The sequence below is a fragment of the Paraburkholderia xenovorans LB400 genome, assembly GCF_000013645.1.
Classification (GTDB): domain Bacteria; phylum Pseudomonadota; class Gammaproteobacteria; order Burkholderiales; family Burkholderiaceae; genus Paraburkholderia; species Paraburkholderia xenovorans.
Window position 1 is genome coordinate 4,862,951 of record NC_007951.1, and the last position, 14,129, is coordinate 4,877,079.

General features: G+C 65.1%; 13 protein-coding genes. 6 read left to right on the forward strand and 7 right to left on the reverse strand.

Annotated features, from left to right (window positions below; translation table 11 throughout):
- Positions 1-7: 7 nt before the first annotated feature.
- Genes gspL through BXE_RS21935 form a run of 3 tightly spaced genes read left to right on the forward strand, consistent with a single transcriptional unit; the run spans position 8 to position 2,749 of the window.
- Positions 8-1,435 (forward strand): type II secretion system protein GspL, encoded by a 1,428-nt coding sequence (gspL, locus tag BXE_RS21925; RefSeq protein WP_011490335.1) that lies wholly within the window; start codon positions 8-10, stop codon positions 1,433-1,435.
- Positions 1,432-1,935, forward strand: coding sequence for a type II secretion system protein M (locus BXE_RS21930; RefSeq protein WP_011490336.1), 504 nt, complete (start codon positions 1,432-1,434; stop codon positions 1,933-1,935). The genes gspL and BXE_RS21930 overlap by 4 nt, the downstream gene beginning before the upstream one ends.
- A gap of 34 nt (positions 1,936-1,969) precedes the next feature.
- Positions 1,970-2,749: a type II secretion system protein N gene (locus tag BXE_RS21935; RefSeq protein ID WP_011490337.1), complete on the forward strand. Its 780-nt coding sequence runs from the start codon at positions 1,970-1,972 to the stop codon at positions 2,747-2,749.
- Between the two features lie 200 nt (positions 2,750-2,949).
- Here the strand turns inward: BXE_RS21935 and BXE_RS21940 are convergent, their stop codons facing one another.
- Both BXE_RS21940 and BXE_RS21945 read right to left on the reverse strand, forming a co-directional pair.
- On the reverse strand, positions 2,950-4,521 hold the full coding sequence (locus BXE_RS21940) for an efflux transporter outer membrane subunit (RefSeq protein ID WP_011490338.1): 1,572 nt from the start codon (positions 4,519-4,521) through the stop codon (positions 2,950-2,952).
- Between the two features lie 183 nt (positions 4,522-4,704).
- The gene (locus BXE_RS21945) at positions 4,705-5,073 is read right to left on the reverse strand and encodes a hypothetical protein (protein WP_011490339.1); all 369 of its coding nucleotides are present in this window, start codon (positions 5,071-5,073) and stop codon (positions 4,705-4,707) included.
- 249 nt (positions 5,074-5,322) lie between these two features.
- Here BXE_RS21945 and BXE_RS21950 point away from each other — a divergent pair, with 249 nt between their 5' ends.
- Positions 5,323-5,865, forward strand: coding sequence for a MarR family winged helix-turn-helix transcriptional regulator (locus tag BXE_RS21950; RefSeq protein ID WP_011490340.1), 543 nt, complete (start codon positions 5,323-5,325; stop codon positions 5,863-5,865).
- Positions 5,866-6,000: 135 nt separating this feature from the next.
- Positions 6,001-7,563 carry a DHA2 family efflux MFS transporter permease subunit gene (locus BXE_RS21955; RefSeq protein WP_011490341.1) on the forward strand — a complete coding sequence of 521 codons (1,563 nt, stop codon included), beginning with the start codon at positions 6,001-6,003 and terminating at the stop codon, positions 7,561-7,563.
- Between the two features lie 45 nt (positions 7,564-7,608).
- Here the strand turns inward: BXE_RS21955 and BXE_RS21960 are convergent, their stop codons facing one another.
- The 4 genes from BXE_RS21960 to ada form a co-directional block, all read right to left on the reverse strand.
- Positions 7,609-8,103: a hypothetical protein gene (locus BXE_RS21960; RefSeq protein WP_038458447.1), complete on the reverse strand. Its 495-nt coding sequence runs from the start codon at positions 8,101-8,103 to the stop codon at positions 7,609-7,611.
- Positions 8,104-8,330: 227 nt separating this feature from the next.
- Positions 8,331-9,947, reverse strand: coding sequence for a glutamate--cysteine ligase (gshA, locus tag BXE_RS21965; protein ID WP_011490343.1), 1,617 nt, complete (start codon positions 9,945-9,947; stop codon positions 8,331-8,333).
- A 269-nt stretch (positions 9,948-10,216) separates the two neighbouring features.
- Positions 10,217-11,134: a DNA-3-methyladenine glycosylase family protein gene (locus BXE_RS21970; protein WP_038457134.1), complete on the reverse strand. Its 918-nt coding sequence runs from the start codon at positions 11,132-11,134 to the stop codon at positions 10,217-10,219.
- Positions 11,131-12,336, reverse strand: coding sequence for a bifunctional DNA-binding transcriptional regulator/O6-methylguanine-DNA methyltransferase Ada (ada, locus tag BXE_RS21975; RefSeq protein ID WP_011490344.1), 1,206 nt, complete (start codon positions 12,334-12,336; stop codon positions 11,131-11,133). Before ada ends, BXE_RS21970 begins: the two co-directional genes overlap by 4 nt.
- Before the next feature lie 407 nt (positions 12,337-12,743).
- On the opposite strand from ada, the gene BXE_RS21980 reads away from it, so the two are divergent.
- Entirely contained in the window at positions 12,744-13,169 is a 426-nt protein-coding gene (locus BXE_RS21980) for a VOC family protein (protein WP_011490345.1), read from the forward strand.
- Between the two features lie 48 nt (positions 13,170-13,217).
- On the opposite strand, the gene BXE_RS21985 is transcribed toward BXE_RS21980, so the two are convergent.
- Positions 13,218-13,772 carry a YaeQ family protein gene (locus BXE_RS21985; protein ID WP_011490346.1) on the reverse strand — a complete coding sequence of 185 codons (555 nt, stop codon included), beginning with the start codon at positions 13,770-13,772 and terminating at the stop codon, positions 13,218-13,220.
- Positions 13,773-14,129: the final 357 nt, after the last annotated feature.

A 14,129-nucleotide genomic window follows, 5' to 3' on the forward strand; every position in this document is an offset into this window, starting at 1 on the left:
GTGGCCTTTGAGCACGCTGATCGTTCTATTGCCGCCGCGTGATCCGGCGGTGCCGTCGCAGGAATGGCAACTGCCGGAGTTGCCGTTCGTGCTGCTCGACAAGTCGGGGCGCACCCAGCGCGCTGGCCGTTCGGCGCTCGCGCTGCTGCCGCGCGCCTCGGTCGCCATCCTGATGGTCGCCGCGCGCGACCTGCTGATGATGCCCGCCACGCTGCCGCCGCTACGCGGCCCGCGGCTGCGTCAGGCGCTGCCCAATATCGTCGAGGATCAACTGATCCAGGATCCGCAGACCTGCCACATTGCGGTCGATCCGAAACCGCTCGCGGGCGGCCGGCAGTTGCTGGCGATCATCGACCGCGGCTGGTTCCGTTTTATCTGCGAATCGTTCGCCAATGCCGGTCACCGCAGCTTGCGCGCAGTGCCGGTGACACGCTGCCTGCCGCAGGCGGCAGCGCTCGACATCAACGCGGCCGCCGAAGTCGAGGAAATGGTGAGCGCCGGTGAACCGGTTCTCGCAGGCGCCGCCGGCGTGGCGACGTCGCTGCCGGGCGTCGCGCCGGTGGTGGCGCCCGGCCTTGCGTCCGTGGTGCCGATGGTGGCCGCGGTGCTCGGCGCCGTGGTGCAGACCGCGCCCGCCATGCTGCTCGAAGGCGCGGTGGAAGGCGCCGCGGGCAACGGTGTGCCGCGCGTCGAACTGGCGATCGCGCGCGGCGTGCAAGGCGAAGGGCTGGCGGTGCCGGCCAGCGCCGTGAACGCGACGCTCGGCGCGCTCGCGGGCGCAGTGCCGGTCTCGCTGTACATGCTCACCGAAGTGCCCGGCAACGAGCCGAGCCTCGCCGCGAATAGTCCGGCGCGGCTCGCGGCGCATATCCACGGCGCCAGTCCGTTGCCGTTCGAGCAGCTCGCGCGGCGCGCGCTGGAGTGCCGCTTCGACCTGTGCCAGTTCGAATTTGCTTCGCAGCCGTGGCGGCTCGACCGCGCAACCCTGCGGCGACTGCGCCTGCCGGTGTGGCTCGCGGTCGGTGCGCTGGTGGTGGCGATCGTCGGCGCGAACGTGCAGTGGCTGCTGCTCGCGCGCCAACGCGACGCCATCAACACGCAGATGACCGAACTGCTGCTCAATACCTTCCCCAAAACGACCGTCGTGCTGGATGCGCCTGACCAGATGGCGCGCCAGTTGCAGCAGTTGCGCGTCGCGGCGGGCGAACTGTCGCCGGACGATTTCCTGGCGCTGGCCGACGGCCTCGCCCGCTCGCTGGCGCCGGTGCCGGTCAACGGCATTGCCGCGCTCGACTATCACGACCGTAGGCTCGACGTGACCTTCAAGCCGGAGGTGAAGCTCGATCCCGACTTCTCGAAGCGCCTTGGCCGCAACGGACTGAGTGGCGCGATCGACAGCAATACCGGCAAGTGGACCATCAGGAACGGACAATGAAAGCTGAACTCGCTCAAACATGGGCCGGATTCTGGGACCAGCGCACCGAGCGCGAAAAAACCCTGCTGGCGTGGGGCGGCGGCGTGCTCTCCGTGGTGATCGCGTGGTCGGTGCTGTGGTCGCCCGCGCAGGAAGGACGCGCGCATCTGCGTGAGTCGCTGCCCACGTTGCAGCGGCAACTGGCGCAGATGACCGCGCAGGCGAACGAAGCGCGGCAACTCTCGGCGGCGGCTCAGGGCGTGGCACCCACCGGCGCCGCGCTGAAAGACGCCCTCACCGCTTCGCTCAACGATCATGGCCTCGCGGCCACGCAGATTCAGGTGATCGGCAACGCCGTGCAGATCCAGTTGAAGAACGCGTCGTTCCCGGCGTGGACGACCTGGGTCGACGACGTGCGCAAGCAGTTCAAGGTTCAGGTCCTGGAGGCGCACGCCACGGCGCTCAAGGAAGACGGCCAGGTGGATCTGACGGCGTCGCTGCAGCCGTCCACCGCGAAATGAAAATAACCGCGACCGTGCCGTCACAGGATCTCGCATGACTTACTGGATGCGGCGCCTGCGCGTCGCGCTTCCCTGGCTGGTGGTCGCGCTGCTGTCCGCCGCCGCCGTGATGCTGGCGATGCTGCCGGCCGCCTGGATCACGCCGCAGTTCGCCAGACAGACACGCGGGCACGTCAACCTCGTCAATCCGGCCGGTTCGCTGTGGCACGGCTCGGCCACGCTGATGCTGGCCGCGGGCTCCGATATGAGCGCCGCGACGCTGCTGCCTGGCCGGATCGAATGGCACACGGCTTTCTGGCCGCTCTTCGCCGGCCGTGTACGCATGACCATGCGGCACAGCGAGGCGATGCCGGAGCCGATCACGGTCGACGCCACGCCGCGCAGCGCGACGGTCACGCCGGGCACGATCGCCGTGCCGGCTTCACTGCTGAGCGGCCTCGGCGCGCCGTTCAATACGCTCGATCTGCAGGGCAATGTGCAGCTGTCCTGGTCGGACTGGCGCAGCTTCAACCGCGAGGCGTTCGGACAACTGAGCGTCACGCTGACCGACGTCAGCTCGCGCGTCTCGATGGTCAAGCCGCTCGGCTCGTACCGGGTGGTGTTTCAGGCGCAGGGCGAGTCGTCCACGCTCGATCTGAGCACCACCAAGGGGCCGTTGATGCTGACCGGCAACGGCACGGTGTCGGCGGCGTCGACGTCGTTTCGCGGGACGGCCAGCGCCGCGCCGGAGGCACGCGACAATCTTGCGGGATTGCTGAATCTGTTGGGGCGGCCGAGCGGACCGGACACGGTGGCGTTGACCTTCGTGCACTGAGGCGGATGGCGGGGCACTGCCGCGCGGGGTGGTCGGGCGTCGGCCTCGATGTCGTTATCGTGCGCGGGCTGGCGCTGCGCGCGATAAGCACCCGGGAACTGCTCAAACTGCTAGAGCCTTGAGGCGTCGATGCAAAAAAGAGGCATGACCGTGGAGAAAGCGGTCGTGCCTCTTTTGCGTTACGCCGACGGCCGGCGCTTCTATTCGTTGTGCATCTGCGAAGGCGGCGTCGCCCCGTTTTGCGCGACCGGCGCAGCCGCTGATGCCGGCAGCGGCGCTGGCGCGGCCACATCGCCCGTTTCGCGATTCATCTGCGACGCGTCCCAGCCGCCGCCCAGCGCCTTCACCAGACCTACCGACGACACCATCCGCTGCCCGGCGATGTTCTCCAGTTTCTGCTCAGCCGTGAAGGCGGTGGTTTGCGCGGTTAGCACGTTGACGTAGCCGACCGTGCCCGCCTTGTACTCGTTCGTGACGATGGCCAGCGCCTGACGCGCCGAATCCACCGCTTGCCGCTGCACGACGATTTCCTGCTCGAGGATGCGCTGTGATGCGAGATTGTCCTCGACGTCCTGGAATGCGGCCAGCACCGTTTGACGGTAGCTCGCGACGTCGCCGTCGTAGGCGGCTCGGGCGGCGTCGGTCTGGGCCTGGCGCAGACCGGCGTCGAAGAGCGTTGCGGCGAGTTGCGGGCCGAGCGTCCAGAAGCGCGACGGCGCGGTCAGCAATTGCGAGAACACTGAATTTTCGAAGCCGCCGGAAGCGGACAGGGTCAGCGACGGGAAAAAAGCGGCGATGGCTACGCCGATCTGTTCGTTAGCCGCGGCGGCCTTGCGTTCCGCCGACGCGATGTCCGGCCGCCGTTCGAGCAGCGCCGACGGCATTTGCGCCGGCACGGCGGGCGGCGTGGCCGTTAGCGGCATCGGCGGAATCGAGAAGGTGGAGGCGGGTTCGCCGACCAGTACGGCGATCGCGTGCTCGTCCTGGGCGCGCTGGACGCCGTTGTCGATCGCGGCTGCCTGGGCCGACTGCAATTGCGTTTGCGCCTGGATCACGTCGGAGCGCGCGGCGACGCCGGCCGCGTACTGGTTCTGCGTGAGTTGCAGCGAGCGTTGGTAAGCCGCGACGGTGTCGTCGAGTAATTTCTGAGTCGAATCGAGCGCGCGCAGCGAGAAATAGGTCTGGGCAAGCGTGGCTTGCGCCGACAGCCGCGCGTTCGCGAGGTCCGCCGCGGCGCTTTGCTGGCCGGCCTTCTGCGAGTTGACCGAGCGGGTGACCGAACCCCACAGGTCCGGCTCCCAGCTTGCGTCGAGTTGTACGTTGAAACTATTGCTGATGCCGGAGCGGCTCGTCGTGGCAGTCGAGCTGCGACTCGACGACGAGCCGTTGCCGGAACGCGTGGCGCCCGCCGATGCGCCGATGGTGGGGAAATACGCTGCACGCGCTTCGCCAACCAGCGCGCGCGCCTGACGGTACGCGGCGGCGAACTGGGCGACGGTCTGGTTCGCGGTGTTCAGCCGGTCTTCCAGCGCGTTGAGTTGCGGATCTTCGTAAATGGTCCACCAGTCGCCTCGATCGTGCTGATCGGCCGGCTCGGCGACTTTCCAGCCGGGGGCAGCTTCCTTGTATGACGCCGGGATCGTGGCCGCGGGCCGCTTGTAGTCGGGGCCGACCACGCAGGCGGACAGCAGGCCGGCGAGAGCCGCTGCGACAGCAATAGTCAGGGCGCGTGGCGCAAGCGTCCGCGCGCGCGAGATTCGATCAGACTGCATGCAATGAATTCCTTCTGACGCCGCGGCGCAGCCGATGGCGGCACGCCGGACGAGATCCTGGTCTGCGGGAATGTTAGCGTATGAGCCCGCTGGGCGCGGGAAACTGAAAGGGTAATGCGAGGAAGGCGGCAGGTGTGTTACTGAGGATGTCGCGAAGGTTACGCGCTGTTACCGGGCTGGCCTTTACACGCGTGATTCGGTCGACTTGGCTTGCCGCCGCAGTTTGCCCGCCGCAGCCCGGCAAGGCGCATCGCCGCGCGCCTGACAGGCGCCGACAGGACCGACGTGCTTTTGCGCAACGGCGGTGTTGACGGTGGGAAGCGGCGCGGCCGTCAATTCGACTTTCGCGGCTTTCGCCTTCTCGACACTCTTCCGTGCCCGCCGATGCTCGGCCCACGCCAGCGCCGCCACGCCCACCGATCCGCCAGGCAGCACGAACAGCACGGCGAACAGCGCGAGTTTCCACCAGCGGTGCGGCCCCTTGAAGGTGCTCAGTGCGGAATCGGTCAGGGAGCGGCTCAGGCCGCCAAGCGTGTTTTTGAGGTACAGCATCGGGAAAATCCTTTTCGCACGTCGGCTCGCGGCGTGCAGGCAATCGGTCAGAACATGGTCTCGGGTGGCGCGGTCGCGCGTAACTCGTTGCCTGTAATAATATTGACTATGCAATCAAATTTCAAGATACTTTGCTCTGCGCGCCTCGGCTGTGTTGTTTTTCTGCTGTTCGCACTACGTGAAATCAGGTTTGACTTGTCTGCTTAGGCAGCTAAAATCCGTTCTGCTCGACGATATTGCCGATACACGATGACCGACGGTCCCTACAAGGCGGACGAGATTCACCTCGAATCGAGTCTTGGCTACTACCTGACGAAAGCTCGAAATGTGCTGGTCGAGCGGACAGACCGTGCCGTCAAGCCGCTCGGGCTGACCACGCAGCAGATCGGCGTGATCCTTATGCTGTCGTCGCGGCGTGCGAGTACGCCGTTCGAACTGTCGCGCGCCATGTCGTATGACAGCGGGTCGATGACGCGTCTGCTCGATCGCCTTGAAAAGAAAGGCTTTGTCGTGCGCACGCGCAGCGAGACCGATCGGCGGATGGTGAAACTGGAGTTGACGCCGCAAGGCCACGAAGCCGCACGCCAACTGCCCGGTCTGGGCGCGGCGGTACTGAACGAGCAGTTGCGGGGGTTTTCCGCCGCCGACCACGCCACCTTGATCGACCTGCTCGGCCGTTTCATTGCGAACGGCATCGACGCGGGAGCAAGCGCCGGGTGTGGCTTGGGGCCGCAACAGGAATCGCAGGACGAATCACCCGAAGACTCGCCGCCGGAACACGGCGAACGCTAACCAGGCGCGCTTTTCGAGAGCGTCATTGTTTGATGATGTCTGTCTGGGCAGAGAGTGATCCGGCATGTAAGTGCGCCGTGTGAAGCGCGCGATAAAGATGCCGCGACAAGCTTTCCCGGCTGAGGAGAAAAATCTATGGACGCCACGGCTTCCGCCGCTGCCCTGCCCGCCGCCGAACCCGCTCCGCTCAAAGGCGGCGCGTTGGCGCTGCTCACGGTCGGGCTCGCGCTCGGCACCTTCATGGAGGTGCTCGACACGTCGATTGCGAACGTCGCGGTGCCGACTATTTCCGGCAGCCTCGGCGTGGCGACCAGTCAGGGCACGTGGGTGATCTCGTCGTATTCTGTCGCTTCGGCGATCGCGGTGCCGCTGACGGGCTGGCTCGCGCGGCGCGTCGGCGAAGTGAAGCTCTTTACGCTGTCCGTGCTGCTTTTCACGATCGCTTCGGCGCTGTGCGGTTTCGCGCACAACTTCGAGTCGCTGATTGCGTTCCGGCTGGTTCAGGGGCTCGTTTCCGGGCCGATGGTGCCGCTCTCGCAAACCATTCTGATGCGCTCGTATCCGCCCGAAAAGCGCGGACTCGCGCTGGGTCTATGGGCGATGACGGTGATTTGCGCGCCCATCTTCGGGCCCGTGATGGGCGGCTATATCACCGACAACTACACGTGGCCGTGGATTTTCTACATCAACGTGCCGATCGGCGTGTTTTCGGCGGTATGCGCGTTTCTGCTGCTGCGTGGCCGTGAGACGAAGACTACGCAACAGCGCATCGACGCCGTCGGTCTCGCGCTGCTCGTGATCGGCGTGTCGTGCCTGCAAATGATGCTCGACCTCGGCAAGGATCGCGACTGGTTCAATTCGACATTTATCGTTGCTCTTGCGGTGATCGCGGTGGTGTCGCTTGCCTTCATGCTGGTGTGGGAGATGACGGAGAAAGAGCCCGTTGTCGATCTCTCGCTGTTCAAGGATCGCAACTTCGCGCTCGGTGTGCTGATCATCTCGTTCGGGTTCATGGCCTTCTTCGGCTCGGTCGTGATTTTCCCGCTCTGGCTGCAGACGGTGATGGGTTATACGGCCGGGCTGGCGGGTCTGGCGACGGCGCCGGTCGGGCTGCTCGCGCTGTTTCTGTCGCCGATGATCGGCAAGAACATGCACCGGTTGAACCTTCGCGTGGTGGCGAGTTTTGCGTTCATCGTGTTCGCGTTCGTGTCGTTCTGGAATTCCACGTTCACGCTCGACGTGCCGTTCAATCACGTGATCTGGCCACGGCTCGTGCAAGGAATCGGCGTGGCCTGCTTCTTCGTGCCGATGACCACCATCACGCTCTCCAGCGTGTCGGATGAAAGGCTGGCGAGCGCGTCAGGCCTGTCCAATTTCTTCCGGACCTTGTCGGGCGCGATTGGCACGGCGATCAGTACGACGTACTGGGAAAACGACACGATCTACCATCACGCGATGCTGACCGATTCGGTCAACGTCTATGCTCCGAACACCAATGCTTATACCAACGCACTGGCCGGCATCGGACTGTCTGGCGACAGCATCACCGCGCAGTTGAATCAGGTAGTGACGGCGCAGGCTTATATGATGGCCACCAATGATTTCTTCCGCATTTCGTGTGCGGCGTTTCTCGTGCTTGCGGTGCTGGTCTGGATCACCAAGCCGCGCAAGGGCGCCGGGCCTTCAATGGGCCATTGAAGTTCGAAAGGACGCGCTGAGCGAACGCGCGTCTTTCCGCTTTCTCTATTGCGTCACGGCTTCGCCGTTCGTTGCCGGATTCGATTGCCCCTGCAAAGCATCCGGATGCGGGGCCGAGGGCGCCGAGGGCTTGACGCCACTCTGCGGCGCGCCGGCCGCGACGCCGCGCACGTATTGCTTGAAGTCGGCGCCGGCTTCCCACGGGTTTGGCTTGCAGCCCGTCGAGCCATCGCAATGTGCGGCAAAACCGATAGTCGCGGTGCCGTCGGGATTCGCCGCGCGCGTGATCTGATACGCCAACGCGCGCTTGCCGCCATCGGGGCCGGCGGTCTGGATCAGCGTGTCGGTCGAGGATTCGATCTTGTACTTCGAATGGCTCGTCACCCACGTTTGCGCCCGTTGCCACCAGACATCGCATTCCGTTTTGTTTGAACATGTCAACGGCGTCGTGGCGATCTGCATGACGTCCGGATCGACCTGCCCTTGCGTCGAACACCCCGCCGCCGCTACGCACAGCATGGCCAACAGACTTTTTTTCATCGCGTCGAATCCTCCCTCTGTGGTGCGCGTCGTTTGAGTTTGGACCGCCGCAGCGCTGCGGTGTTTCATCTGGATCAGAGAATCGTCAGAACGCGTGGAGAATTTGCCGATGGTGTTCGACACTCGGTGGCGCATTGCGTAGACGTTACCTGCGCAGAAAAAAGCGGCCTTTCCGACCGCCTGTTTCTCTTCTCACTTCACCCACGCCTTACCCACGCGCGCGTTGTTCAGACGCTGAACCGGTTCAACGTGTACGCGCGATAAGCCGCGACGAATGCGTCGAACGAACCGACTTCTTCCCGTTCGAGTTTCGCCTGTTCAGCCAGCGACTGTGCAGCGAGATCGGTGAATACCTTGGTCTGCTCCGCGTCCAGCGGACGCGCGCGAAAATACGCGGCGTGCGCTTCGCTTTGCGCAAGGCCGAAGGCGAGGAAACTCTGCTGCTTCTCGCGCATGGTCTGCAGCACGCGCGCCGACGGTGTCAGCGATACATCGGCCAGCTTCGCGCGTTGAACGGCGACAGCGCGTGCATGCGCGTCGCCGCCGTGCAAAGCGTCGAGCGTGGCCGCAGCCGCGTCGATCTTGACGAGCAGTTCGTTCGCCCAATCCGCCATCGCGACCGGCTGGCCGTCGCGTGTCAGTTCGAGGCCGGGCTTGCGCCCTTCCATCGTCACGCGGGCGAAGTTGTGATTGGCTTCGGCATAGGCATCAGGCGGCAGCAGCGCGCTGTCGTCGAGCGCGCAGACCAGCAGATAGGCGTCGAGAAAGCGCGACGTTTCAAGCGAAATGCCGGTCGGTTCGAACGGATCGATATCCATGCAGCGCACTTCCACGTATTGCACGCCGCGCGCTGCCAGTGCATGCAGCGGACGCTCGCCCGGATACGTAATGCGCTTCGGGCGGATCGTCGAGTAAAACTCGTTTTCGATCTGCAGCACGTTCGTGTTGATCTGTACCCACTCGCCATCGCGCTGTGTGCCGATTGCCTCGTACGCGGGGTATGGCTGGCTCACGGCTTTCGCCAGCGCGTCGAGATAACCTGGCAGCGTGTCGTAATCCGCGTGCAGCGCGGCTTGCGCCGTGGTGTTCGAATAGCCGAGGTCGCTCATGCGCAGGCTGGTCGCGTACGGCCGGTAGAGCGTGTCGGCGTCGAACGTATCGAGCGAATGTTTGCGCTCGCGCAAGAAACGGCGATCCAGCGCCGGCGAAGCACCGAACAGATACATCAACAGCCAGTTGGTGCGGCGGAAATTGCGGATCAGCGCGAGGTAGCGGTCGGACTGGAAGTCGACGGCGTTCGCGGTGGATTGCTGATCGGCATGCAGCCGCCGCCATACTTCTTCGTTCAGCGAATAGTTGTAGTGGATGCCGGCAATGCACTGCATGGTGCGTCCGTAACGGAGCGCGAGACCAATGCGGTAGACGTACTTCAGTTTGCCGATATTCGAACTGCCGTAGTGCGCGATCGGAATACCCTCGTCGGTACCGGGCAGCAGGCCGGGCATGGAGTTGTTCCACAGAATCTCGTCGCCGAGTTCCGCATAGACAAAACGATGCAGCGTGTCGAGCTTCTCGAGCGTCAGCGCGACGTCGTGCTCGGCCGGCGTGATCAATTCGAGCAGCGCTTCGGAATAGTCCGTGGTTAGCGACGGATGCGTGAGAGCCGAACCGAGCGCGCGTGGATGCGGCGTCAAGGCGAGCTTGCCCTCGTGCGTCACGCGCAGGCTTTCCTTTTCGATGCCGCGCAGGCCACGAATCAGCGCATCGCGCTGCGGGCCTGTGGTCAGCACGGACAGGCGGTGCGAGAACGCGTCGGTCGTGCGGGAAGATGTCGTGTTTGGCATTGATGCGAGTCGGGCGTTGTCGGGCCGCCATGTGCCGCAGCACAGCGCGGTTGACAACGTTCGGCGGAATTTTCAGTAGCGGGCACTTTAACATCTCGCCACGACCGCTGCTTGAGGTCGTTCCCGCGGCCCATCCGGGCACTCCGGGCCGCCTCTTTGCCCGCCAATCCGCGTCGTTTTTCGGCCAGTCGGTCGGCTGTGCGCCCTATCACTGTAGCGGTCATGCACCATGCGCGCGAGCCGCTTTTGTCCTCACCCGGCGCCAGGCTTCAGCCGCCACGCGCGGCGCCGGCACGGTCCGCCACTTCGTTCCACAGATGCATCGCCGCGTACGCCCGCCACGGCCGCCACGTATCGGTGCGGGTACGTTGCTGCGTGGGCCGCACGAGCGACGGGTCGCGCGCGCAGATCGACTGCATCAGCACGAGGTCCCATGCGGGCCACGCGTCGGCGTCGCGCCATGCGCGCATCGCGACGTACTCGACGGTCCAGGGGCCGATGCCGGGCAGCGCGAGCAATGCGGCGCGCAGGCTGTCCGCGTCGGCCGTGCTGCTGTCGAGCGGCACGTCGCCGGTGGCGACCGCGTGTGCGAAGCCCTGCAACGCCGCCACTCGTTTACCCGGCATGCCGATCTGCGCGAGATCCACGGCGGCCAGCGCGGCGGGCGTCGGAAAGCGCCAGGCGGTGTTCTCATGCGGATGCCCCTCGATGCGCCCGCCGGCGCGCTGCACGAGCCTGCCGATGATGGTGGTCGCCGCCTTCACGCTGACCTGCTGCCCGACGATTGCGCGCACCACCAGTTCGAAGCCCGACCACGCGCCCGGCACACGCAGGCCGGGCACCGCTTCGACGAGCGGCGCGAGCCACGGATCAGCGGCGAGTTCGGCGCCGATCTTTTTCGGGTCGGCATGCAGATCGAACATCTTTGCAATCGGCGCGGCGAGCGCATCGGCGTGACGGCTCACGGGCCCTTCAATGCTGGCGACAAGGCAGCGCTTGCGCGAATGCAGACGCACACTGAGTGTGCCGCTGTGGCCGGCCCATTCGATCGCGCGACGGTACGCGCCGTCTTCCACCGCTTCGACGCCCGGCGTCGCGCGTCCGCCGAAGAAACGCAGCAGGCGCGGCCAGTCGAAGGGTGGTTTGAACGGCAATTCCAGAGTAGCGACTTCGTCAAGCGTGCTCACGCGGCGTGGTCCAGTTTGGTGGTGGTGGTTTCGTTGCCGTTGCCGTTGCCGTTGCCGACGCCGGCATCGGCATCGGCAAGGACGCGTTCGTCGCGCGTGATCGGGCCGCGCGAAAAAACGCCGGCATGCTGTGCCTCGTTGTCGAGCAGCGCAGCCTTGCGCGGCAGCCCCCAGCGATATCCCGCCAGCGCCCCGCCCTTTGCCACCACGCGATGACACGGAATCGCCAGTGCCACCGGGTTCGTCGCGCACGCGCTGGCTACCGCGCGCACGGCACGCGGCGTGCCCACCGCTTCGGCGATCTGCGAATAGCTGCGCGTCTCGCCGTAGGGGATGCGCCGCAACGCCTCCCAGACACGCTGCCGGAATGCCGTCGCCGCGATATCGAGCGGTAGATCGAAGTTCTGGCGGGTGCCCCGCAGATAGGCGTCGATTTGCGCGATGAACGGCGCGAGGTGGACGGTATCTTCCAACAGGTCGGCGTTGGCAAATTCGCTGCGCAGGTCGTCGGCGAGCGTGGCGGTGTCGTCGCCGAAACCGATCTTGCAGATGCCCCTCTCCGTGGCCGCGACGAGCACGAAGCCGAGCGGCGTCGACGCGCTCGCGTAGCGCACGGTAAGCCCCGCGCCCTTGCGGCGATACGCGGACGGCGCCATGCCGAGCTCGGCCGGCGCGCTGTCGTACATTCGCGACGGCGAGCCGAAGCCCGCGTCGAGCGTGGCGCGAGTGACGTCCGAGCCGCACTGGAGTGCGTCGCGCAGCGCGGCGCCCCGTTGCGCGGCCTGATATTGACGCGGCGACACGCCCACCACGCGCTTGAACAGACGCTGCAGGTGAAACGGGCTGACGTGCACGGCGTCGCTCAACTGGGCGAGCGTGAGGCGTTGTTGCCGGTCGGCGTCGAGCGCGGCACATGCGCGGTTCACGATTTCCAGCTCGCGCGGCAGACCGCCGGGCTGGCAGCGCTTGCAATCGCGAAAGCCCGCAGCGCGCGCGGCGGCGGCGTCGGTGAAGAACGCGACGTTCTCGCGGCGCGGCTGGCGCGACGCGCACGACGGCCGGCAGAACACGCCGGTCGTTTTGACGCCATAGAAGAACGCGCCGTCGGCTTGCGGCTCGCGGCGTGTGACGGCTTCCCAGCGCTCGTCGTCGGAAGTCCAACTGGCGGTGCCGGAGGCGGTTTCGGAAGGCTTGCGGTTCATGATGGTCCCGGAAAGGCGGTGTCGATGCTCACCAATGTAGGCCGCATGCCGACACACTACGCCCCGGTTCTTGCTCTGTCATTGCGCTTGTTCACTGCTTGTCCGTAGCCACTTCGTAGCTTCTTCGTAGCGCCCGAAGCCCCGCCAGGCGCCCGTTTTGCCGCAAACTGCGACAATTTTGCACGATATCGGGTTTTCCCTTAAAAACTTATTGCGTCGCACCAACCCCATGTGTATATTAGTACTTGTCTCCTCCATGTCTCCTCCTGATATGGATTCAGCCCGCTCCACATAGAGCGGGCTTTTTTTCGCCTGTATCTGTCTGATCCGGCCCTCGCTCACAGCGCCGCCCTTTCTTCTACACTGGCTATTCATCCCTTCTTCGAACCAGCCAAGGGGCGTTCGACATGAAAATCCACATTCGAGAGATCGATCACGTCGTCATTCGGGCGACAAACGTCGAGGCGATGGCGCGTTTTTATTGCGACGTGCTCGGCTGCAGCGTGGAGAAGGAGCAGCGCGATCTCGGCCTGATGCAACTGCGCGCGGGGCGCTCGCTGATCGATCTGTTGCAGGCGGGCGCCAAACTCGACCACGCCGGAAACGGCGTGCCGGGCACGGGGCGCAACATGGATCACCTCTGTTTGCGCATCGAACCGTTCGACGCCGAGGCGCTCAAGACGCAGCTGGCCGAGTGTGGCGCGCAGTTGGGCGAACTGGGACTGCGCTATGGCGCGGACGGCTATGGACTGTCGCTGTATCTGTTCGACCCGGAAGGCAACATGGTCGAACTCAAGGGGCCGCCGGAAGCGGCGCGCGTGACGTCGCTTTAGGGCGCTTCACGCGTCCAGGCGTCGAGAAGCGTCGAAAAGCGGCAAGTGTCAGGCGTTGGCGGGCGCCTTCAGCACGGTCCATTCGATTTTCACCGCATCGGCTTCGGCACTACCGAGCCAGGCTTCGCCGTCCTGCACCGTGCATTGCAGCCGCATGGTCCGTTCGGCCAGCGAGCCGAGCGCCGTGGCGACGTCTTCGCCCAGCGTCCACACCGTCACGTTGCGCATGCGTTCCACCTTGCTGCGCACGCCCTGCCACCAGATGTCCGACGCGCGGCCGCCGTAGGCGATCACGATCACCTCGTTCGAGCGGCCGCTTGCCTTGGCGATGCGCCGTTCGTCTGGCTGGCCGACTTCGATCCAGGTTTCGATCGCGCCGGTGAGATCCTTTTCCCACAGGTCCGGTTCGTCCACGTCCGACAGACCTTTGCAGAATTCGAGCCGTTCCCGCGCGAACAGCGCGAACGCGGCGACGCGGACCATCATCCGTTCATCGGTTTCCGAGGGATGGCGGGCGATCGTCAGCGAATGGTCGGCGTAGTAGTGCCGGTCCATGTTGGCGATCTGCAGTTCCGCTTTGTAAATCGTAGATTTGAGAGCCATGCCGTTGCTAAACCAGACGCTCGCTCCACCGGAGCGAACTGAAAAAGAATCGTCGACGGCGCGTTGCCGTTTTCCGTGTTTGCTGTACATCGCCTGTTCCCCCGCGCCGTCAGCCGGCTGCCATTGCCAGGGAAGAAGCATTTATCGCGCCACTGACGGCCCGGAAGCCGCGCCGTAGACCCACCGGCGGCTTCCCGCAAGGCTTCGAGCACTACCAGGGCTGCGCGCGAAAGTAAGTGCGGCTGGCGCGTGATGATACCGAATGTATCCATCCTGTACGCTAAATCGATCGGACAGTCGCTTCAGAACGCGTACTGTTGGTACTGACGCGTCACTTCGGCAGGTGAAACCGGCAAC